At 46.0% G+C, this 22,409-nt stretch carries 17 protein-coding genes and 1 pseudogene; 13 read left to right on the top strand and 5 right to left on the bottom strand.

Annotation, left to right across the window (positions count from 1 at the left end; genetic code table 11):
- Positions 1 to 15: 15 nt before the first annotated feature.
- Complete coding sequence (locus I6E38_RS09350; RefSeq protein WP_235393730.1) at positions 16 to 1,587, top strand: NAD(P)/FAD-dependent oxidoreductase; 1,572 nt, start codon at positions 16 to 18, stop codon at positions 1,585 to 1,587.
- Between the two features lie 19 nt (positions 1,588 to 1,606).
- On the opposite strand, the gene I6E38_RS09345 is transcribed toward I6E38_RS09350, so the two are convergent.
- From I6E38_RS09345 to I6E38_RS09330, 4 genes are all read right to left on the bottom strand, one after another.
- A complete protein-coding gene (locus I6E38_RS09345) occupies positions 1,607 to 2,485 on the bottom strand; it encodes an aldose 1-epimerase family protein (RefSeq protein ID WP_235393729.1) in 879 nt (292 codons plus the stop codon).
- Between the two features lie 32 nt (positions 2,486 to 2,517).
- Positions 2,518 to 3,207, bottom strand: a complete 690-nt coding sequence (gene cmk / locus I6E38_RS09340) for a (d)CMP kinase (RefSeq protein ID WP_235393728.1) — start codon at positions 3,205 to 3,207, stop codon at positions 2,518 to 2,520.
- 45 nt (positions 3,208 to 3,252) lie between these two features.
- Positions 3,253 to 4,203, bottom strand: coding sequence for a type IX secretion system protein PorQ (gene porQ, locus I6E38_RS09335; RefSeq protein ID WP_235393727.1), 951 nt, complete (start codon positions 4,201 to 4,203; stop codon positions 3,253 to 3,255).
- A 72-nt stretch (positions 4,204 to 4,275) separates the two neighbouring features.
- Positions 4,276 to 5,946 carry a SulP family inorganic anion transporter gene (locus I6E38_RS09330; protein ID WP_235393726.1) on the bottom strand — a complete coding sequence of 557 codons (1,671 nt, stop codon included), beginning with the start codon at positions 5,944 to 5,946 and terminating at the stop codon, positions 4,276 to 4,278.
- Positions 5,947 to 6,191: 245 nt separating this feature from the next.
- Here I6E38_RS09330 and I6E38_RS15460 point away from each other — a divergent pair, with 245 nt between their 5' ends.
- From I6E38_RS15460 to I6E38_RS09310, 4 genes are all read left to right on the top strand, one after another.
- Positions 6,192 to 6,914, top strand: coding sequence for an energy transducer TonB (locus I6E38_RS15460; protein WP_235393725.1), 723 nt, complete (start codon positions 6,192 to 6,194; stop codon positions 6,912 to 6,914).
- 59 nt (positions 6,915 to 6,973) lie between these two features.
- A complete protein-coding gene (locus I6E38_RS09320; protein WP_235393724.1) occupies positions 6,974 to 7,948 on the top strand; it encodes a polyprenyl synthetase family protein in 975 nt (324 codons plus the stop codon).
- Between the two features lie 65 nt (positions 7,949 to 8,013).
- The gene (locus I6E38_RS09315; protein WP_235393723.1) at positions 8,014 to 8,712 is read left to right on the top strand and encodes a hypothetical protein; all 699 of its coding nucleotides are present in this window, start codon (positions 8,014 to 8,016) and stop codon (positions 8,710 to 8,712) included.
- Entirely contained in the window at positions 8,709 to 9,485 is a 777-nt protein-coding gene (locus tag I6E38_RS09310; protein ID WP_235393722.1) for a TatD family hydrolase, read from the top strand. Before I6E38_RS09315 ends, I6E38_RS09310 begins: the two co-directional genes overlap by 4 nt.
- A 46-nt stretch (positions 9,486 to 9,531) precedes the next feature.
- Here the strand turns inward: I6E38_RS09310 and I6E38_RS09305 are convergent, their stop codons facing one another.
- Positions 9,532 to 10,434 (bottom strand): DUF1080 domain-containing protein, encoded by a 903-nt coding sequence (locus I6E38_RS09305; RefSeq protein ID WP_235393721.1) that lies wholly within the window; start codon positions 10,432 to 10,434, stop codon positions 9,532 to 9,534.
- Between the two features lie 307 nt (positions 10,435 to 10,741).
- On the opposite strand from I6E38_RS09305, the gene I6E38_RS09300 reads away from it, so the two are divergent.
- The 8 genes and pseudogenes from I6E38_RS09300 (at position 10,742) to I6E38_RS15540 (ending at position 22,349) form a co-directional block, all read left to right on the top strand.
- Positions 10,742 to 11,044 (top strand): hypothetical protein, encoded by a 303-nt coding sequence (locus I6E38_RS09300; RefSeq protein ID WP_235393720.1) that lies wholly within the window; start codon positions 10,742 to 10,744, stop codon positions 11,042 to 11,044.
- 30 nt (positions 11,045 to 11,074) lie between these two features.
- Entirely contained in the window at positions 11,075 to 11,623 is a 549-nt protein-coding gene (locus I6E38_RS09295; RefSeq protein ID WP_235393719.1) for a hypothetical protein, read from the top strand.
- A 41-nt stretch (positions 11,624 to 11,664) separates the two neighbouring features.
- A complete protein-coding gene (locus I6E38_RS09290) occupies positions 11,665 to 12,117 on the top strand; it encodes an NfeD family protein (RefSeq protein ID WP_235393718.1) in 453 nt (150 codons plus the stop codon).
- A 33-nt stretch (positions 12,118 to 12,150) separates the two neighbouring features.
- Positions 12,151 to 13,107: an SPFH domain-containing protein gene (locus tag I6E38_RS09285; RefSeq protein ID WP_235393717.1), complete on the top strand. Its 957-nt coding sequence runs from the start codon at positions 12,151 to 12,153 to the stop codon at positions 13,105 to 13,107.
- Positions 13,108 to 13,379: 272 nt separating this feature from the next.
- Positions 13,380 to 17,356, top strand: a pseudogene (locus I6E38_RS09275) (two-component regulator propeller domain-containing protein).
- 190 nt (positions 17,357 to 17,546) lie between these two features.
- Positions 17,547 to 18,773, top strand: a complete 1,227-nt coding sequence (locus I6E38_RS09270; RefSeq protein ID WP_407936654.1) for a glycoside hydrolase family 5 protein — start codon at positions 17,547 to 17,549, stop codon at positions 18,771 to 18,773.
- Positions 18,774 to 18,799: 26 nt separating this feature from the next.
- Positions 18,800 to 21,976 (top strand): SusC/RagA family TonB-linked outer membrane protein, encoded by a 3,177-nt coding sequence (locus tag I6E38_RS09265; RefSeq protein WP_235393713.1) that lies wholly within the window; start codon positions 18,800 to 18,802, stop codon positions 21,974 to 21,976.
- 55 nt (positions 21,977 to 22,031) lie between these two features.
- Positions 22,032 to 22,349: a hypothetical protein gene (locus tag I6E38_RS15540; protein ID WP_235393736.1), complete on the top strand. Its 318-nt coding sequence runs from the start codon at positions 22,032 to 22,034 to the stop codon at positions 22,347 to 22,349.
- Positions 22,350 to 22,409 lie beyond the last annotated feature (60 nt).

The following is a 22,409-nucleotide window of genomic DNA, read 5'->3' as shown; positions in this document are numbered from 1 at the left end:
TACAAATACAAAAAGATGATACAGGAATACCAGATACGAGTGTTGCCCGTTGTGGCTTCGAGCGAACAGAATATCCGACAGTTTGTGGCAGAGGATAAGGGTATTGATGCCCGCACGATTAATGCCGTGCGTGTGCTGAAGCGTAGTATTGACGCCCGCCAGCGCACTATTTTCATTAATCTTACGGTAAGAGTATATATCAACGAATTGCCGCAGGACGATGAATATGTAAGCACTGAATATGGCGACGTAAGCTCTAAGCCTACAGTAATAGTGGTGGGTGAGGGTCCTGGCGGATTGTTTGCCTCGCTTCGACTCATTGAGCTCGGATTGCGCCCTATCGTGTTGGAGCGTGGCAAGAATGTGCGCGACCGTAAGGTAGACTTGGCAAATATCAAGAAGATGCAGAAGGTAGACCCTGAGAGCAACTATTGCTTCGGCGAGGGTGGTGCAGGCGCCTATTCTGACGGCAAGCTATATACCCGTTCGAAGAAACGTGGAAACATTGAGAAAATTCTTAATGTATTTTGTCAGCATGGTGCGTCGACCTCAATTCTTGCCGACGCTCATCCGCACATTGGCACTGACAAGCTGCCAAAGGTGATTGAAAATATGCGCGAGACGATAATAAGATGTGGAGGCGAAGTGCACTTTCAGACCAAAATGACGCGTCTGATTATCGACGGTGACGCTGTTGTAGGTGTTGAGGCTGTAAATCTGCTGAATGGTGCAGAGGAGACTTATCGTGGTCCGGTGATACTTGCCACTGGTCATTCGGCACGCGACGTTTATCGCTATCTGGCTGAGGCTAAGGTGGAGATTGAAGCTAAGGGTATTGCTGTTGGCGTGCGTTTGGAGCATCCCTCGCATCTGATCGACCAGATACAGTATCACTCTAAGCAGGGTAGGGGCAAGTATCTGCCTGCGGCTGAATACAGCTTTGTGACGCAGGTGGCAGATCGCGGTGTTTATTCGTTCTGTATGTGTCCTGGCGGTTTTGTCATTCCGGCTGCTACCGATAAGGAACAGCTCGTGGTGAACGGTATGAGTCCGAGCAATCGTGGCACACAATGGAGCAATTCGGGTATGGTTGTTGAGACACGTCCGGAGGATGTGGAGGGCGACGAGAACGATCCGTTGCGCATGATGCACTTTCAAGAGCAGCTTGAGCGTGCATGCTGGCAGCAGGGCAATATGAAGCAGACGGCTCCGGCACAGCGTATGGCTGATTTTGTCAACGGCCGTCTTTCGTACGACTTGCCAAAGAGCAGCTATGCACCGGGACTGATATCGTCACCTTTGCACTTCTGGTTGCCACGTCAGGTGAGCAAGCGATTGCAGGAAGGATTCAAGAAGTTTGGCAAGATGAGCCACGGCTTCCTCACCAACGAGGCTGTGATGATAGCCACTGAGACACGTACATCGTCGCCGGTACGCATTGTGCGCGACCGTGAGACATTGCAGCATGTGCGCATACATGGACTGTTCCCGTGTGGCGAGGGAGCCGGATATGCAGGCGGCATCGTGTCGGCAGGTGTCGATGGCGAACGCTGTGCCGAGATGTGTGCCGCCTACATGGAGGTATAGATATAGGGCGAGTAGTTTTCTACTCGCCTATTTTTATGACGTATTCGCTCATGAACGAAGCTCCAGGCTGCAGATGGTTCATGAGATATTTGTCGCGGAACTGTCCTTTGTATTCGTAGTGGTCGTGAACGCCATACCACGGTTCGAGACAGATAAAGGGCGCATTCTTGCCGTAGGGTGTCCATATGCCTACACATGGAGTGTTGAACTTCACGGTAACTACCGGACGGGCATCCTGCGGGTCGAGTATCTCGATTGAGTGTAGCTGACAGTGGTCGATGACGATGGCGTCGTCCTTAAAGGTCTCTTCATTAAAGGGCAGCAGTCCGCCTTCGAGTGTTGGCAACGGATAGCGGTCGTCGGTGATGCAGCCGTCGTGATTGCCGTAGATGCGCTCAATCTCGTCGGTGTTGTCGAAGCGCAGCACGCCCTTGATGGGTTCGCCTTCGCTGATGCCAGGCAGGTTGAAGGCTGGATGTGCGCCAATCTGGAAGTGCATCTCACGAGTGTCCGTATTGTGTACGTGCCAGATTACGTGTACCTCATTGTCAACCAACTTGTAGGTGACTGAAAGCATGAAGCGATAGGGATACTGGCGTAGCGTGTTCTCGGTCTCGTGCAGAACATATGTGACGCTGTGGTCGGTTTGGCGCAGAATCTTGAAGTTCATGTCGCGTGCAAATCCGTGACGTCCTAACTGATATGTTTCGCCCTCGGTGCGGTAGGTGCCTTTCCATAATCCGCATACTATAGGGAAGAGAATCGGTGAGCGTCTGCCCCAATACTTGTCGTCGCCCTGCCAAAGATATTCCTTGTCGTCGGCATCCTTTATACTCTGAAGTTCGGCACCAAGGTCGGACACTTCAACTGTCAAATATTCGTTTTGTAGCTTTTCCATTTGTTTGTATGGTTTTTAGTCTTCAAACTTCGTTATTTGGTTCTTTCTTCAAACATCTTCATGAGCCATTGTTTCTGTTCGGCAATGGTCAGATTGCTGTTGTCGAGCACCAGGGCGTCGTCGGCTTGACGCAGTGGTGATGTGGCGCGGTGGGTGTCAATATAGTCGCGCTCCTCTACATTCTTGAGGATGTCGTCGAAGTCGGCAGGCATTCCCTTTGCCTGAAGTTCCTTGTATCGGCGCATAGCACGTATCTCAGCTGTGGCTGTAACGAAAATCTTCAGCTCGGCATCGGGGAATACAACGGTTCCTATATCGCGTCCGTCCATAACGATGCCTTTCTCACGACCCATTGCCTGCTGTTGCTCCACCAGTTTGGCACGTACGAATGGCAACGCTGCTACTGGGCTTACATGCTGCGATACCTCAAGCGAGCGTATCTCATGTTCTACGACCTCGCTGTTGAGGCAAACTTCGGGACGGCCGGTTTCTGCATTCAGTTTGAACGAAATCTGTACCTGTGGCAGAAGCTGCTCCAGGCGTTCTGCATCGATGGTGTCGTTGCTGTCGAAGAGGTTGTTGCGCATTGCAAACAGTGTCACGGCACGATACATAGCGCCCGTGTCAACGTAGATGTAGCCCACCTCATGGGCAAGGTCTTTTGCCATTGTGCTCTTTCCGCACGACGAGTATCCGTCAATGGCTATCACAATTTTCTTCATCTCAGTATATAGTTTTATATAATTTCCCTTTTACTTTTTTACCTTTCAAAGGTTGAACGCTGCATTCACCGCTATCGACGAGCTTGATACGTGGTATTTGCCATATGCAAGGTTTATCTTGACGCGGCTTAGATTCAGTCCGGCACCGAACGATAGACCCGCACCGTGTGAACTCTTGCCGTCGGCCGACTCAATCTTCATATCATGAGCCCGACGGAAGTTATAGCCGCCACCAATCCATATCGACTCCGATATGACGGCGTCGACACCGAGTACGAGGTGGTTGATAAAATTGTAGTTCCAGTGATTTAGGTCGACAAGTGTTGCCGACAATCGGAAAGGCATGTTTTCAAATTTCTTGCTTGCACCTACTTGTAGGTCGATAGGCATGCTCTCAAATTCGTCGTCATAAGCCTTGAGTTGTCCACCGAGGTTGCGTGCCACTGCCGAGACCGACCATTCGGTATCGGGGTCGTAATAGTTGAGACCGAGGTCGACACCCATAGCCAGTGAGTTGTAATCGCCTATATATGAAGTGATGAATCGGGCTGCAATACCGCCAGCTATGCGACTGCCAAGCATATATGAGAAATGTCCGCTAACGGCAATATCCTTAGCCGAGAATTCGCCCGTCTGTTGATTGTTGGCATCAGTCTGCTTCATTGTGCCGTAATTGATAAACTGTCCACTTACGGCCCACGAAATCTTTTCACCAATATTGCGATTGAATGATGCGCTTGCTGCCATCGAGCCCGACATGTAAGTCATGAAATTGAATCCGATGGTCTTGTCGCTTACCGACGACAGAAGGGCTGGATTATGAAATGTCAGCGAAGCGTCGTCTTCGATAAGTGTAGTGTTGTCGCCACCCAGCGCCGCAGCGTGCGCGCTTACCGGAAGACGCAGAAAATTATATAGAGTCTGGCTTTCCTGGGCGCACATTGTGGCGATGCTGGCGAATGTAAGTATATAAAATGCGGTTAAAAATCTTTTCATCGTTTATATAATATGGTGCAAAGTTAATAAATAAACGATAAACGCCACATTTTATTGTCTCGTTTTATTATCTCATTTTATGATTTCCTTGGCACGCTCAAGTGCCAGGTTGATGTGGCTACAGATGTTGTCCTCGCCGATAAGGTCGTAGAACTTGGCCTTTTCGAGCTGGCTGTGTACCTTAGGACTTACTCCCGACAGTACAATCTGTATGCCCTCATTCTTACTCATAAGGCAGAGGTTGGTAAGGTTATGAATACCTGTTGAGTCGACAAATGGTACTTTGCGCATACGGATGATACGTACCTTAGGACGGTCGCCGAAGGTGGCCATAATCTCCTCAAACTTGTTGCCCGCACCGAAGAAGTAAGGACCGTTGATTTCGTATACCTCAACGCCCTGCGGGATTGTAAGGTGTTCAAGATTACCCTTGACGATGTCCGACTCCTCGTTGATTTCGTCCATGATAACCTTCACGTCGGTAGTCTCCGACATACGCTTCATGAAGAGCAGACAGGCGATGATAAGTCCCACCTCAATAGCCACGGTAAGGTCGAAGATGATGGTGAGGAAGAATGTGATGAGCAGCACGGTGACGTCACTCTTAGGGTTCTTCATCAGTGCTACGAACGAGCGCCATCCACACATTCCATATGACACGATGACGAGTACACCGGCAAGACAAGCCATCGGGATGTACTTGGCAAGTGGCATGAGGAAGAGGAATATGAGCAGCAACACTACAGCATGGATAATGCCTGCGATAGGTGTACGGCCACCGTTGTTGATGTTGGTCATTGTACGGGCAATGGCTCCAGTGGCAGGAATACCGCCGAAGAGAGGCGAGGCAAGGTTTGCCACACCCTGAGCTATAAGCTCTGTATTAGAGTTGTGGTGGTCGCCAATTACACCGTCGGCTACTGTGGCTGAAAGTAACGACTCGATGGCGCCAAGCACTGCAATGGTGAGTGCAGGTGCAACAAGACTCTTAATTGTCTCCCATGTCATTGCAGGTACCTGCATTTCGGGAATAGCATTGCTCACGCTGAAGCGGTCGCCGATGGTCTCGATTGAGGTAACGCCAAAGTAGGTCTTAAGTATCAAGGCTGCAATGGTCATGATGATGATGGCAACGAGCGAGCCTGGTATCTTTTTGCTGAACTTAGGAGTGATGGCAATGATTATAACGCTCACGATACCCACGAGTGAGCACCACAGGTCGGCTGTAGAGAAATGCGATATGTAGCAGCCCCATTTCTCGATGAAGTCGGACGGTACAGAGTCGATGGTCAGTCCGAAGAGGTCCTTTATCTGTGTGGTGAAGATGGTAACGGCAATACCGCTGGTGAATCCTACAACAATAGGGTAGGGGATGTACTTGATGATAGTGCCGAGTTTCAGCACGCCAAACATAATAAGGAATACGCCTGCCATGAGTGTGGCTATGGTGAGACCCTCAAGGCCGTACTTCTGTATGATGCCGTATATGATGATGATGAAAGCACCCGTAGGACCTCCAATCTGTACTTTGCTGCCACCGAGCAGCGAGATAATGAATCCGGCTACTATAGCCGTGATGATGCCTTTTTCAGGCGTTACGCCCGAGGCGATACCAAATGCAATGGCAAGCGGCAGGGCCACAATGCCCACAATGATACCCGCCATGAGGTCGCTCATGAACGTCTTGCGGTTGTACGACTTAAGTGTCGTAAACAGTTGGGGTTTGAAATCGAATGTCTTCATCCTCAAATTTTTAGTGTTGAAATGAATTGAATATAAAACAATAGTTTCCTGTAAACGACTGCAAAATTAAGCATTTTTTAGAAGATGACAAAATCGTAACCAAGCAAAAAGGGGAAAAGCGGTTGGTATAAATAATAATTTATGATGTTTCGTTACTTTTTGTGCCAGACATTGTGTAACTTTGCAAAACAGAGGCTTCACCCTGGCCCTGTAATAAATATAAAACAATAATAGATTATTAAGGAGTGGAAGAGAAAAAGTCACGGCGTGCCGATTTGGATAGATGGCGTCCTCTGTTTTTCATAGTTGGACTCGTATTGCCTCTGTTGCTGTTTCTTGCCGCACTGGAATACAGAACTTTGGCAGAGCCGGAAATTGACGTGTCAAGTCTTTTGGACAAACTCTCGAAAGAGAAGGAGTATATACCCGTGCCCAATCGTACTGATAAGGTGGCGGCTGTCGACGCTAAGCCGAAGAAGGTTGATACGCAGAAGCTGGAAGTGGTAGAGCATAAGACAGAGATGGAGAAACTCAATGATATAACCCAAAAGCGCATTGAGGGAGAGGACGGTGGTGAGGATGCTGCTACAGAAAAGGCTGATGGCGACGATAAAACCCCACCGCAGCCTGTTGCCGTAGACTTGGGCGACAATCCGCTCAACTTCCGTATTGTCGAGCAGTTGCCCGAATTTCCTGGTGGAATGTCGGCATTTGTAAAATGGCTCACCGACAACCTGAAGTATCCATATGTGGCACAAAACCAGAAAATAAAAGGGCGTGTTGTCATAACGTTCATAGTAAATAGCGACGGCACAACAAGCGATTTGAAGATTTCAGAGTCAGCCCATCCACTTCTCGACCGTGAAGCCATGCGCGTAATGCGTAAGATGCCACGCTGGAAGCCAGGCATAGCCAACAATCGCCCGTGCCGCACTATGATGGCAATTCCTGTTGAATTCGCATTATAATCATTATTGTATAATAATAGACGTTAATAATTGAACAAAAGATACATTAAAAAGATATTATGAAGACTGCCTATGAAATATTGAAGCAAGTGAATGATTTTCTTGATAATCTTGCTTACGATCGCAAACCTGAGTCGCTTTACGATCCGATACGTTATGTTCTCTCTATGGGAGGCAAGCGCATTCGTCCAGTACTGATGCTTCTGGGCTACAATATGTTCAAGGACAATCCTGAAAGCATACTGATGCCGGCATGTGCCCTTGAAACCTATCATAACTATACATTGCTGCATGACGACTTGATGGACAATGCTTCGATACGTCGTGGCCATCAGACCGTACATTGCAAGTGGGACGCAAACACAGCAATCCTGTCTGGCGACTCAATGCTTGTACTGGCTTATCAGCGTATGGCACAATGCGATAAGGCTTATCTTGCGCAAGTGCTCGATATTTTTACTGAGACAGCATTGCAGATAGGCGAGGGTCAGCAGTATGATATGGACTTCGAACATCGCAATGATGTGGCAGAAGATGAATATATTGAGATGATTCGCCTCAAGACAAGTGTGCTGCTTGCGTGTGCACTGAAGATAGGTGCTGTGTTGGCTGGCGCATCTGACGAGGATGCCGAGAACCTTTATAAGTTCGGCGAGCGAATCGGTCTTGCTTTCCAGTTGCAGGACGACTATCTTGATGTATATGGCGACCCGAAGGTGTTTGGCAAGGCTATTGGTGGCGATATCACATCAAACAAGAAGACCTATATGCTCATCAACGCCTTTAATCGTGCCAATGCTGAGCAGCGTGCCGAACTGGAACGTTGGGTAAATGCAGAGACTTTTGATCGTGAGGAAAAGATTGCAGCTGTGACAAGACTGTACAATGAGATTGGTATAGACCGATTGGCACAGGATAAGATTGCACAATACTTCGATGAGAGCCGTAAGTATCTTGAAGCAGTGAGTGTATCGGATGAGCGCAAGGTAGAACTGGCAGCCTATGCACAGCGTATGATGAAGCGTAAGTATTAATTGTTTATGTTTCATCCAATCAATCAAATTAATCATTACTCATTTTAATCATTAATCATTAAAAAGTGCCCTACCGTAGATTTCCTAAGACAGACACTGCCCGCCTACGTTCGCTTGGAGTGCTGCTTGACAATAATGACGTTTATGCTGCCAAAAGCAGATTTATCAGCATGGATGTTATTACTCAAGCAAAGAAACTGCACGACCAATTGAAGACGCTGAGCAGCCAGTTCCTGTTGTGTTATGAGGCTCAGATGCGCAACTATAAGCGCGTAGCCAAACCCCAGAAGTACATGATGATGTATCTGCAGCACTTTGTACGTGTGCTGCTTATGGGCGTGGAGCGTGGTGAAATAAAAAGTTCGGCACTGAGCGAATATTATGCCATTGAAAATGCCGACGAGACATTACGTTTGTTGCATAATGTAGAGGATGCCAACCGTATCGCCCCAATGGTGATAAAAGGCGAGAAGAAGCGCATTGCAGCTGGAGGCCGTCCTATATATAATCCTACCATTGGTATGGTGGCAACGCATTATGACATATTTGCCGAAATTTACAAACAGCAGCGTATACTTAACGACAAGGCCGACCGTGCGCTTACCGAACTGAAGGCTTTGCGTGCGCAGACAGATGCGCTGATCGTTGACATTTGGAATACTGTCGAAGCTCGCTTTGCAGAGTTGCCGCCTGAGACACGCTATGATGAGTGTCGTAAATATGGCTTGATATATTATTATCGTAAAGGAGAAAACAAAATATGAATTTCATAGACACACACACGCATCTTGATGGCGAGGAGTTTGCTGCCGACCTGCATGAGGTTGTCGATAGAGCTCGTGAGGCTGGGGTGAGCAAGGTGTTTGTGCCGGCTATCGACCTTAAGTCGGTCGATACGGTGGTAGAAACCTGCAATCGCTTTCCCGGCTATGCCTATCCGATGATTGGTTTGCATCCCGAAGAAGTAAAGGCTGATTGGAGCAGTGTGCTTGATGAGATGTACAAGCGTCTGAAGCCCGGTCATCCTTTTATAGCTGTAGGCGAGGTGGGAATAGATTATTATTGGTCGCGCGAGTTTGAGAAAGAGCAACTTAGGGCTTTTGAGCGTCAGGTGGAGTGGTCGATAGAGACACGTCTGCCGCTTATGATTCATTGTCGTAAGGGACAGAACGAGATGGTAAGCATGCTGCGACGTTATGCTGATGAGTTGCCGGGTGGCGTTTTCCATTGCTTTACAGGCAATGAGCACGAGGCTGAGGAGTTGTTACAGTTTGAACGATTTGTCCTTGGCATCGGTGGTGTGTTGACTTTCAGGAAGAGTCACCTGCCCGAAGTGTTGCCAAGTGTGGTGCCACTCAATCGTATTGTTCTCGAAACCGACTCGCCATACATGGCGCCCGTGCCAATGCGAGGCAAGCGCAACGAGAGTGCGTATGTAGCTTATGTATTGCAGAAACTTGCAGTGTGCTACGGTGTTGACCCACAATGTGTGGCTGATACTACAAACGCTACAGTTAAGAGAATTTTTGGTATATAAAAAAGGTTCGGCTTTGTGAAGCTGAACCTTTTTCGTAATTATTCTTTTATTTCTTAAGAAAACAGTATTGGCTTATTACGGCTCCATTGTCGTCCGCAAGGAATTTTACCAATCCAGTCTTGTTGTTATTTGCTTCCACATTGGCGTTGGTTAAATTCACGTTGTCTATAACTTTCTGTCCGTTTACAGATACAGTGATGTTGTTGGCTGTAACGTTGATATTGGTGGTACACCAATTGTTGTTGCTTGTGAACTTATTCCATTTGTCGCTTTTGTATAGGCGTACTCCATGGAGACGATTGAATACGAGCATTGGTACTGAGTGTAGGTTTAGTATCAAATCACCGTCAGTAAGCCAGTCGAATGTGAGGTCAAAGTCGGCAAGTTCATCGTGGATAATCCAAAAACCGCGTTTTCCCATGTGGGTTTCTTCTGTGTGGTTCTGATTGTAGCCACCTTCGGCTTGCCAGTTGTTGATGGCAGTAAGAATTTGGTCAATGTGTTTGTTGACTCCTTCTTCATCATAGTGGCGGATAAACGACTGCTTTGCCGAATTGAGCAGAGTGTGGACATATTTGCCAGCGTTGGCTTCGGGATGTGAACTTATTATTTCTGTTAAGGCGATAGCCAGAGCATCAGATAAGTTAGCGTCGCAGTAGTACTTGCGTATATAAGCCAGAGCTTGAATGCAGTGGGTGTTGCCCATTTCCAAGATAATCTTGCTACGTAGATTGTCATTGGATGTCAGTGCATCGGCATCGCGAAGAATAAGATATCGTTCCTCTGGTGTCAGTGTAGCGTGTTCGGCATTTATCAGTATTCGTGCCAAAATAGCATCGCGCTCAGCCGAAGATTTTTGTTTTGCCAAATTTGTCAACAAGTGTACAGCCTTTTCGGGGGCGTTGTTTGTAATAATGTTATCTGCCTCGTCCTGTGGCTGCTTGCTCATTTCGGTTATTTTGCTATTTAGACTTGTCGGCCAGAATGGAATGACTGCTGGCTGTGGTTTTTCTATAGCAGTTTTTTGTGCTTTGTTGATGGTATTAGTTTGTGCATAAAGTGCAATATCACAGCATATTGCAATAAGTAGAATCGTAATGCGTCTCATTTTTAATTATTGTTCTTATTATTTTTTGACTTGCAAAGGTACGCATAAAAACACAGAAGACCTAATGTCGTGTTGTTTTATGAAAATAAAAACATAAAATTTTGTTACTTTCGTTGCTGTTGTCTGATTTTATATGTAATTTTACACTATGTATCAGAAATTCATAATAAACCAAGATGGAGTGTTGAAGTTTGGTAATGTCTATCTGCATCGCGATCTGCTCGGCAGGGGCGAACGCTGCCCTTTTGGAGGTGGCTTGTGGAAGATTGACAACAGCCGTGGAGCCATAATGCTGTATGGACGTTCGTTTGACTTTGGACGGCCTGACTTCGACTTTCTGAAACGTGTGGACTGGAGCTTTCTCGGAGGCAAGGAGCATCCTTTGCTTTTCCTTCCACATTGGCCTGACGAGAGTATTGTAGAGCCGGTGCTGGTTAATGTCACCTATTAATAAATGTATGAAAAATAAACCAACAACGAAATGAGCAATATTAAATACGACAACCCTGTAGAACAGAAATTTCACGACGACCTTTATGGCTACTTGCGTACACTTGACTTGGTAGACGAGCGTATGCCAGAAGCTCCGGATCTTGACGACCTGTGGTTTAAGATAGGCCAGAGCTATATGGCTGACGGCATACGCGAGTACAATACAGGCTACCCGTCAGTTGCTTTGGGATGGATGATGTTCATAGGTATGGCTGTAGCCAAGTATTGGGATGTGGAATGGGAAGTGTACGGCAAGGTGCCCGATTTGTATGTCTATCTGCGCGACCGTATCGACTTCGACCATATGGACGACTACATTCTCGACAAAGTGCTTTGTCTTGATGCCGACAGTCGCAAGAAGATGAACGATGCTGTGGCTGAGAGCGCTTCGCGTACATACAATATGATGTCGCACATGTGTCTCGAGCCTGGCACAGCTGCTGCCATGCGTGCTTTTACTGCTGCTCTGCACCAGATGTATGTAATGGGTGTAGCTGTAGAATTGAAGGCTCTGGGCTACCACATGACAAAGCTGTAAGGCTTAAAATAAATAAAACAACCCTTAAAACCTATTTGATTATGTTAGAATATCTGTTACAACACCTATGGGCCATTTGGACATTAGTGGCAATGTTGTGTCTTATAATGGAGATGTCATCGGGCGATTTCTACATCACTTGTTTCGGCATTGGAGCAATTGTTGCTCTTATTGTGTCGCTGTTTGCTGCACCATTTTGGTTGCAGGTAGTGGTGTTCGCGGTGTTCAGCGTGCTTTCTATCTTCTATCTTCGACCGAGTCTGGTGGCTCTGCTCAATCATGATGCCGACCGTCGTGTGAGTAATGCCGATGCCATCATTGGTCGTACAGGTGAGGTGACAGAGGCTATTAAGGCTGGCGGCTATGGACGCGTGAAACTTGACGGCGACGACTGGAAGGCTCAGTCGGACTGTGCTGCCGACCTCGAAATAGGTACTAAGGTGCGCATCGTGGGACGTGAGAGCATCATCATAAAGGTGGTTCCCGAAATTTAAACACTAATCATTAACAATTAAAACATTAGTACAATGGAAATCATGACAATCATTCTTATTGCACTTGTAGTGCTTGCAGTCATTTTCGTGAAGATGGCTGTTGTTATCATCCCTCAGAGCGAGACAAAGATTGTTGAGCGTCTTGGTAAGTATTACGCCACGCTCAGCCCAGGTATAAATATCATCATACCGTTCATCGACCGTGCCAAGACCATTGTCACCATGTATCGTGGACGCTATGCTTACTCTACTACTATCGACCTGCGCGAACAGGTATACGACTTCGACAAGCAGAATGTTATCACTAAGGATAATATCCAGATGCAGATTAACGCCCTGCTTTATTTCCAGATTGTCGACCCGTTCAAGGCTGTTTACGAAATCAACAATCTGCCTAACGCTATCGAGAAACTCACACAGACCACTCTGCGTAACATTATAGGTGAGATGGAGCTTGACCAGACCCTTACATCGCGCGACACTATCAATACCAAACTTCGTGCTGTGCTCGACGATGCTACCAACAAGTGGGGTATCAAGGTGAACCGTGTAGAGTTGCAGGATATCATTCCGCCGTCAAGCGTACTTCAGGCAATGGAGAAGCAGATGCAGGCCGAGCGAAACAAGCGTGCTACTATCCTCACATCCGAAGGACAGAAGCAGGCGGAGATCCTCAAGTCGGAGGGTGAGAAGACTTCTACCATCAACCGCGCTGAGGCTGCCAAGCAGCAGGAGATACTTCGTGCCGAGGGCCAGGCTCAGGCTCGTATTCGCAAGGCAGAGGCTGAGGCTATTGCCATCGAGAAGATTACCGAGGCCGTTGGCAAGAGTACCAATCCCGCCAACTATCTGCTTGCGCAGAAATATATCCAGATGATGCAGCAACTTGCAGAGGGTGATAAGACAAAGACCGTATTCCTGCCATTTGAGGCTACAAATATGCTGGGCAGCTTGGGAGGAATAAAGGAGCTATTTAAGGAGGAGAAGTAAAAGCCCCACCCATGGCCCCCTCCCCCATAGGGAGGGGAGCTAACACCTTATTATTATATATTGGTCCACTTATAACTTGTAACCTCCAAATTACTCGCCCAATATATTGGATAATTCCATTTTTGAATGGTCGTTCGTAGGTACTTAAAAAGTTTAATTTATAATAGTGTTGCGGAATTAAGAACATAATGAAAAGACTTAAATCATATATACTATTTATATTGTTGCTGTTGGTAACTGTTCTTCCGGCACAAGGGCATATTTCCAGAAATATGTTCATGATTTCCAACCTCAATACAGATAATGGACTGTCCAGTTCTCGTGTCTATTCTATTGTTGAGGCAGAGGATGGTGCTATGTGGATAAGTACTAAACGAGGGGTTGACCGATATAACGGGCAATTGGTTTCTAATTACACATTGGCTACAGAAATGCAGTATAGTGATGCCAGTGGCAGAAATATCAAATTGACCCAAGATTATCATCGGCAGATATATGCTTACGACAACAAGGGAAAAGTATATATATATAATAAGGTGAAAGATACGTTCGTCTTGAGATGTAATCTTCTGAATATTCTTGGAGGAAGCATTGTATTGAACGAATTGCTGGTAGATGAAAAGGGCAAGGCAACTTCTGGTTGGCTATGGATAAAGGTCTTTACTGCTTGTCAGCTTCTGCTGACGGGAAGGAAATCGTTCGCGAGAAAGCTAAAGGCAGATTTATATTAAAAGATACCTATATTAATCATATCCAGTTTGTTGGTCAGAGACTCTTGATAGGAACTTCCAAAGATGTATATTGCTATTCGGTAGCTACACAGAAAATAGCAAAAAAGATAAGCGGTAGCTCTGTGGTTTCTTCTTATCATGATGTAGAGGGGCATCATATTTGGTTGGGTACTTTTCATGAAGGAGTGAAGGTGGTGGATGATAGAACTTGGAAGCCAATCAAATCTATAGCTTTCCATTCTTTACAGAACATTCCACAGATTCCCGTACGTTCTATTATTTCATTTGATTATCAAACCATTCTGATGGCTGTAGATGGAGCTGGAATCTATGCCTATGATAAGCTGAATAAACAAACCAAGCTCTTACTGAATACAGATGGACGTCATGGTAACATACTGAATGGTAATGGTTTATATACTTTGTGCCGCGACCGCTTTGGAGATTTATGGGCAGGTTCTTATTCGGGAGGAGTAGATTTAGCCATTCCGATGGAACATACTCTGGAGTATATTACGCACGAGAATCTTAATAATCAATCGCTGTTAGATGATTGTGTGAACGATGTATTCCAAAGCCGCGATGGAAAAATATGGTATGCTACAGATAAAGGAGTAAGTGTTTATGATTCGCAGACTTATTCCTGGCATCATGGACTATATAATAAGGTGGCACTTACGATTTGTCAGACTGTTGATGGAAGGGTTCTGGTAGGTACTTATGGCAATGGTGTATATCAGGTGAACAGTGATGGAACCAGTATGCCTGCTTATTCTGTTAGTAATGGAAAGTTGAAGAGTGACTATGTATTCAGTCTTTTTACTGATAGCGAAGGCAATCTCTGGATAGGCTGTTTAGATGGTGATATGGCCTGTATCCCCTCAGAAAAGAATATTTCCAGAGGAGTGGGGAAGACTGCTTTCTATCTGCCTGTCAACGAGGTACAATGCATTACCGAATCAGAGGATAAGCGCAGTATCGCAGTAGGAACTTCGCATGGTTGCTATCTGATAGATAAACAGAATCCTATGCACCCACGCCGTTTTTTTTATCCAGGACAATATCCCGATAAAGACATAAATTTGTTTGTCAACAGTATGGTTTATCAAAATTCCCGTCATGTCTGGATAGGTACGGATGGTGGTGGACTTTATGATTATGATCTGAAGACTAATAAGTTTAGAAACTATACAACCCAGGAGTCTTTACCGTCTAATACGGTTTATGGACTTATCAAGGGAAAGAATGGCAAGTTGTGGTTGAGTACTGATAAGGGGTTGGCCTTCATCTATCATGGGAAGGTGGTAAATCTCAACTTCTTCAAGGGTTTGGAACGTGAGTATAATCGTATGTCTGTGGCATGTACTTCAGATGGCAGGATGCTTTTTGGCAGTAATGATGGCGTAGTGGCTTTGGCTCCGATGTTTGCCAAAGGATTGAATTATGCCGCTCCGCTTCGTATCCATCGTGTTGAGGTGGAAGGCGTGGAGCGTACCGACCAATGGAATGAATCCATCTTTGAGATGTTACAGGATGGCACCTTGCGCCTTCACCATCATGAGAATACGCTGATTGTTTCTTTCGAGAGTATCAATTATCAATACCAGTATGACATTCAATATCAATATTATTTGGAAGGATACGACCGTAATTGGAGTAAACCATCTTCGTATCAGTTGGCACGATTCGTAAATTTGCCTTCGGGTAGCTATGTGCTTCATGTAAAGGCTATCTGCAGAAGTAATGGTAGAGAATTGGGAGAAACATCTTTGGAAATTCATATAGCCCAACCTTGGTGGAATACCTGGTGGGCATGGATTGTCTATCTCTGTATTCTGACAGCCATCTTATATTTTGCATGGCAGTATTATAAAGAACGATTGCAGCGCAAGTATTATGACGAGAAAATCAATTTCTTCGTTAATACCGCCCATAACATACGTACTCCTTTGAGTCTCGTGTTGGCTCCTCTTGTTGATCTGTCTAAAGATTCTCACTTGAGTGAGAAGAGTCGTGCTTTTTTGGATATGGCGCAGCGCAACGGCAATAAACTGTTGAAGATGGTAACAGAGTTGCTTGACTTCCAAAAGGTAGAGCAGTCTGCCGAACAGGTTCGGCTGCAAGATATAGAATTGCCGATGCTTTTACGTTTACAGTTGGATAAGTTTGCATTGGCAGCTCAGGAGAAGCATATTCAGCTGTGTCTTGAAACGTGTCCGCAGCAACAGATTCATTCTGATGTCAAAATGATGGATCTGATATTGGAAAATCTTCTCTCGAATGCTATCAAATATACACCTCAAGGTGGAAAGGTTACGTTGTCGGCTTCTACTGAAGGTAAGATGGCGCTGATTCATGTATGTGATACAGGTATAGGTATTCCCAAGGCAGAAATTAAGAGTATCTTCAAGAGCTTCTTCAGGGCTTCTAATGCGGTAAATTCTCAGGAAATGGGAAGTGGATTAGGACTGATGCTTACACAAAAGCTTGTAGAGAAATTAGAAGGAAAGCTTAGTTTCGTAAGTGAGGAAGGAAAGGGTACTACTTTCTGTGTGAAGTTGCCATTAGGCAATGTAACAGATTCTTCTGTTCGGCTTGTAGAGGAAAAGAAAAAAGTTGCAGATGAATCTTCTTTAGCTGAAGACAAGCATGAGGAAACTTGCCAAACAGTGCCTTCTGCGGTTCTGCAGGATGCTGGTGTTTCAAAAGATACACTTCTTTTTGTCGATGACAATGAAGATCTTTGCAAATATATCAGAATGACTTTTGGTGATTCTTATCAAGTAGTTGATGTGAAAAGTGCAGAGGCAGCCTTGAAATATTTGAAAGAGGGCGGTGTGTGTGATATCGTTGTTTCAGATGTCATGATGCCGGGAATGCACGGAGATGAGCTCTGTCGCAGCATCAAGGAAAACAAGGAAACATCATGGCTGCCTGTTATCCTACTGACTGCTAAGGCTGGTCGTGACTTTATGATAGAAGGGCTCGGACTTGGTGCTGATGACTATATCGCCAAGCCATTCGATACTGCTATACTTGCGAGTAAGGTTGCCAGTATTCTGAAGAATCGTCGCCGGTTGAGTCAGTACTATATGGACAGAAGTCTTGCTCTTGTTAGAGGAGAGACAGCTTCTGAGTCTGCTTCTCCCGAGCAGATTGTGTGCTCTGATTCTTATGAAAATGTGGAAGAAGCTGTTCTGAATCCACAAGACCAAGCTTTTGTAGATAAAGCTACCAGTTTGGTGTTGGCTCATCTGAGCGACACTGACTTTAATATCGACCGACTCTGTAGAGAGATGGCGATGAGCAGAACGCTTTTCTATGGTAGGCTGAAGACTCTTACGGGGCAAAGTCCGCAGGATTTTATGCGATTGATACGTCTGGAGCAGGCTGCTATCTTTCTGAAACAGGGGGATAGTGTGCTGGATGTCTCTGTGAAAGCCGGTTTTTTAAATGTGAAGTACTTTAGTACAGTATTTAAAAAGCACTTTGGGGTTTCTCCCAGTAAGTATCTGTAAATCAGCGTTTTTAATTTTAAAGAAAAGGTTTCGGTTTAGACGATATGTCTGAATTGAAACCTTTTTTGTTTGTTATCTAACCCTCTTGAAGTTCCTTTACTCTACCTTTGCAGCCAGAATCCGTTACGCAAATCAAACAGTTTTTTTAAAAACGAAACAATAACAATTTACACTTACACATAGAAATAAAATGAAAAGGAGCTTTTTGACATTTAGTCTCTTTTTATTAGGCATCTTCATATGTTTATCTTGCGAAGCAAACACGTTGCAGAAGGACTCATCCAAAGGTTCTGATGGCGTATGCGAATCCATGCCTACTGCCCAGCAATGGAATAAAGACATTGTGGGGTGGAATCTTGGTAACGAATTTGAGTGTTCTGCTCCAGGACAGGATGGCGAGTCGATGCAGATAGGCAACCCTGATGGTTCCATCCATGCAGAGACTGCTTGGGGCAATCCCGTTGTTACCAAGAAGATGATACAAGCCGTGAAGAAGGCAGGTTTCAATGCCATCCGTATTCCAATCCGTTGGCAGTGCCACATTACCAATGCTCAGGCGATGAGCATCGACAAGGCTTGGATTGCTCGTATCAAAGAGGTAGTGGGTTGGTGTCTGGATAATGACCTCAAGGTTATCATCAATGCGCATCATGAAAAATGGCTCGAAAGTCGTCCTACCTATCAACATAAGGAAGAAAACTGCCAGAAGCTTGCGCTCCTCTGGATGAATATCGCCTCTGAGTTTGCAAATTATGACAGTCGATTGGCTTTCGCCGGTACCAATGAGGTTCACGTCAGGGACAACTGGAGCAAGCCTACTGCCGAGAATCTCGAAGTGCAGAATGCTTACAATCAGACATTCGTGGATATGGTTCGTGCCACAGGCGGCAACAATGCCAAGCGCCACCTCATCTTACAGACTTACGTTTGCAACCCTTGGTTTGGCATCGAGAATGGAGGATTCATCATTCCGAAGGATGCCGAAGGCAATGGCAACAACTATATGAGTGTGGAATTCCACTACTATCAACCATGGAGCTACGCCGGCGATTGCACCTACGATTACTGGGGTGATGCCTACAAGGATGCAGGCAAGACACCTGCTGACAACGAGAAGACGATGACAGACTTCTTTGATAAGGTGGTGAATACCTGGAGCAACAAAGGACTGGGTATCGTAATAGGAGAATGGGGAGTAACCGACCACTATAAGTCAAACTCTGTGAAAGTGCATGAAAACATGACCTACTACTGTAAGTTCCTGACTACGGAGGCTCGCAAACGAGGCTTCTCTACTTTCGTTTGGGACAACAACCACTTTGGTAACGGCTCTGAGAAGTATGGCATCTTCGACCGTTTCAAGAGTATGAAAGTGAATGCTCCTTGGATTCTCGAAGGAATCTTTGGAAAAGAATAATCATAACTAAAAACAAAATATCAATTATGAGAAAGAAAACAATATTTCTCGGCATGCTCGGTGCAGGTATGATGTGGATGCCTACTTCGGCCATCCTCGCTGCCCAGATGAACAATGCTGCTATGAACGTTCAGCAGAACCAAAGCATCAAGGGTACAGTGGTGGATGCCACTGGCGAAACCTTGATTGGTGCAAGCGTGAAGGTGGCTGGTACAACCAACGGTGTCGTTACCGATCTGGATGGTAACTTTACGCTGAATTGCAAGCCTGGAGCCACACTTGAAGTGAGCTACGTCGGTTACAAGACGATGACCGTGAAAGCTGCTGATGGTATGCGAATCAAGATGCAAGAGGATGGTAAAGCCTTGAATGAGGTAGTTGTCACCGCCCTCGGCATCAAACGAGACCGCAAGGCTCTCGGCTATGGCTTGGAGGAAGTGAAGGGTGAGGAACTCACCAAGGCGAAGGAAACCAACGTCATCAACTCTCTTTCAGGTAAGGTGGCTGGTCTCGTCGTGCAGAACACCGCTGGCGGTGCTTCTGGTTCTACCCGCGTGCTCCTTCGTGGTAATACGGAAATGGCAGGCAACAACCAGCCTCTCTACGTGGTGGATGGTGTGCCTTTGGATAATACCAACTTTGGCAGTGCTGGTGAAAGTGGTGGTTATGACCTCGGTGATGGTATCTCTGCCATCAACCCTGACGACATCGAGACGATGAGCGTATTGAAAGGTCCTGCTGCCTCAGCCCTCTATGGTAGCCGTGCTTCTCATGGTGTTATCTTGATTACGACCAAGAAGGCGGAGAAGGATAAGATTTCCGTGGAGTACAATGGTTCTTTCACCATCGATACCCAGTTGGCTAAGTGGAATGACGTGCAGACAACTTATGGTATGGGCTACAATGGTGCCCTTCCTACATCCAGTACAGCTGGTACCAACTCCAGTTGGGGTCCTAAGGCTGATGATTTCGTCTTCAAGTACTTTGATGGTGAGGAGCGTCCATTCAAGATGTATCCCAACAATGCGTCTGATTTCTTCCGCACTGGTTTGACGGCGCAGAACTCAGCCATCCTCTCTGTGAATTCAGGTAAGACTGGTATGCGTTTCTCTTTCACCGATATGCGCAACAAGGACATCCTGCCTAACACCAACATGAGTCGTGACAACTTCAACCTCCGTGTCAATACCTCAGCTGGTCCTGTTGACTTCGACTTCACCGCCAACTATACTCGTGAGAACGTGAAGAACCGTCCAGCCTTGGGTGATTCTCAGAGCAACGTGGGTAAGAACCTCATGACTTTGGCTGGTACCTACAACCAGGCTTGGTTGAAGCACTATGAGGATGCCGACGGCAACTACTCCAACTGGAATGCTAACGACCAGTATAACAAGAATCCATACTGGGATCTCTATAAGAATGGCAATACTTCTAAGAAAGATGTGTTCCGCTTGACAGGTAAGGCAATCTGGAATATCGACAAGCACTTGAAGTTGCAGGGTACCATCGGTACCGACATCAACAGCATGAACTTCGAGGACTTCATCGCCAAGACAACTCCAGGTACACCAGCAGGAAAGCTTACCGACCAAATCTTCAATAACAGAACACTGAACGCAGAGCTCCTTGCCCTCTACAACAACTCATGGGGCGATTTCGATGTCAATGCCACAGCGGGTGGCAACATCTTCAAGGTGGACAACAAGACCATCACCAATACCGGTCTTAACCAGCAGATGAATGGCATCAAGAACATCATGAACTATCAGGAGCAGAACACTCGTGAGAGTATGTACAAGAAGCAGATAAGCTCTCTCTATGCCAGCGCAAGCATTGGTTACAAGCATACTTACTATCTGGAGGGAACCATCCGTGGCGACAAGTCGTCTACGCTCCCTATCAATAACAATACATACGTATATCCATCTGTATCGGGTAGCTTGGTATTCTCCGAGTTCATCAAGAACAAGAAGATTATCAATTATGGTAAAGTTCGTGCATCCTGGGCTAAGGTAGGTAGCGATACCGACCCTTACCAGCTTGCACTCAACTACGCCACAGGCAAGTATAGTTATTCAGGTTATACCATCGGTATGATAAGCAACTCTACCCAGCCAAATAAGGACTTGAAGCCAACCATGACTGGCTCTTACGAGTTGGGTCTGGAAATGAAGTTCTTCAATGGTCGTTTGGGCTTGGATGTAACCTATTACAACCAGAACTCCAAGAATCAGATCTTGAGCCTTGCTTCTACCACCACTTCTGGCTATTCTTACCGTTTGGTTAATGCCGGTGAGATTCAGAACAAGGGTATCGAACTTGCCCTCAATGGTCGATTGCTCCAGATTAAGGACTTCGGTTGGGACATGGGTGTCAACTTCTCCAAGAATACCAACAAAGTGAAGTCGCTCGTAGATGGCATGGATTATTTTGAACTTGCCAAGGCCACATGGTGCGGTGTATCAGTAGGTGCTCAGGTTGGCGAGAATTATGGTGCTATCCGTGGACACGATGTTGTTCGCAATGAGCAGGGACAAGTTGTCATCGATGCAGCCACAGGACTTCCAAAGGTTGACCAGAACGTGAAGACCATCGGCAACTCTTCTTGGGATTGGACTGGTGGTTTCTATACCACATTCTCTTACAAGAACTTCCGCCTCTCTGCATCTTTCGATGTGAAGATGGGTGCTGATATCTACTCTATGTCTATGCGCTCTGCATACCAGACAGGTAAGGCAAAGGGAACATTGGCAGGCCGTGAGGAGTGGTACGCTTCTGAGGAGGCTCGTCAGGCAGCAGGTATGGACATCTCGGCATGGCGTGAGTCTGGCAACTGCAAGGGACTCGTAGTGGATGGTGTTATCGACAATGGTGATGGTACTTATCGTAAGAACGACATCGCTGTGAGCCCAGAAGATTACTGGAAGCACATGGCTACCAGCGTACAGAGCGAGTTTGTATATGACAACTCTTACGTGAAGTGCCGTGAGATTACCTTAGGTTATACCTTCCCAGAGAGTTTGTTGGGCAAGTGGGTCAAGGGCTTGAGCGTATCTTTCGTGGCTCGTAACCCATTCATCGTTTGGAAGAACATTCCTAATATCGATCCAGACTCAAGCTACAATACCTCTGGTCTTGGCTTGGAGTATGGTTCATTGCCATCTCGCAAGAGCTATGGTATCAACGTGAATGTGAAGTTCTAATCTCTTGATGGGGAAAGAAATGATAGTTCTTAACTGATTAAAAGACAACAATAAAATGAATAATATAATCAAGAAATATATAGGCAAAGGCGGTTTCGCAATGGCTCTCTTGTTGATGGCTACTGGCGGTGTGATGACTTCTTGCTCTGACAGCATGATGGAAAGCATTAACACCGATAAGACCAAGGTGGACAAGCTGGATCCTAATGCACAATTGACAACTTCTTTGTTGCAGACATACGGTGATTATAGTTTGATGGATACTTATCGCAACTATATCACTGGTTTTCCACAGTATTTCGCTGGTGGTTGGAATGTAACCAATTATTCGGGTTCCAATTTCTTTCAGGATGATATTGCGGGTCACCAGTAAAACCCTGTGTTGAATAGTTAACAGGATTTGCTTTATTCTCGTTAGAATTAGTTATCTTTG

It is taken from the genome of Leyella stercorea (assembly GCF_021531355.1).
GTDB lineage: Bacteria > Bacteroidota > Bacteroidia > Bacteroidales > Bacteroidaceae > Prevotella.
Note: the sequence above shows the minus strand (reverse complement) of the source record. Positions and strands in the feature narration are given on the sequence as shown.

Coding starts and splice junctions, on each gene's coding strand:
- I6E38_RS15540 (WP_235393736.1), top strand. CDS start 22,032: ATGAATAATATAATCAAGAAATATATAGGCAAAGGCGGTTTCGCAATG.
- I6E38_RS09300 (WP_235393720.1), top strand. CDS start 10,742: ATGTATCAGAAATTCATAATAAACCAAGATGGAGTGTTGAAGTTTGGT.
- porQ (WP_235393727.1), bottom strand. CDS start 4,203: ATGAAAAGATTTTTAACCGCATTTTATATACTTACATTCGCCAGCATC.
- I6E38_RS09330 (WP_235393726.1), bottom strand. CDS start 5,946: ATGAAGACATTCGATTTCAAACCCCAACTGTTTACGACACTTAAGTCG.
- I6E38_RS09320 (WP_235393724.1), top strand. CDS start 6,974: ATGAAGACTGCCTATGAAATATTGAAGCAAGTGAATGATTTTCTTGAT.
- I6E38_RS09350 (WP_235393730.1), top strand. CDS start 16: ATGATACAGGAATACCAGATACGAGTGTTGCCCGTTGTGGCTTCGAGC.
- I6E38_RS09305 (WP_235393721.1), bottom strand. CDS start 10,434: ATGAGCAAGCAGCCACAGGACGAGGCAGATAACATTATTACAAACAAC.
- I6E38_RS09285 (WP_235393717.1), top strand. CDS start 12,151: ATGGAAATCATGACAATCATTCTTATTGCACTTGTAGTGCTTGCAGTC.
- I6E38_RS09345 (WP_235393729.1), bottom strand. CDS start 2,485: ATGGAAAAGCTACAAAACGAATATTTGACAGTTGAAGTGTCCGACCTT.
- I6E38_RS09310 (WP_235393722.1), top strand. CDS start 8,709: ATGAATTTCATAGACACACACACGCATCTTGATGGCGAGGAGTTTGCT.
- cmk (WP_235393728.1), bottom strand. CDS start 3,207: ATGAAGAAAATTGTGATAGCCATTGACGGATACTCGTCGTGCGGAAAG.
- I6E38_RS09295 (WP_235393719.1), top strand. CDS start 11,075: ATGAGCAATATTAAATACGACAACCCTGTAGAACAGAAATTTCACGAC.
- I6E38_RS09270 (WP_407936654.1), top strand. CDS start 17,547: ATGAAAAGGAGCTTTTTGACATTTAGTCTCTTTTTATTAGGCATCTTC.
- I6E38_RS09290 (WP_235393718.1), top strand. CDS start 11,665: ATGTTAGAATATCTGTTACAACACCTATGGGCCATTTGGACATTAGTG.
- I6E38_RS09265 (WP_235393713.1), top strand. CDS start 18,800: ATGAGAAAGAAAACAATATTTCTCGGCATGCTCGGTGCAGGTATGATG.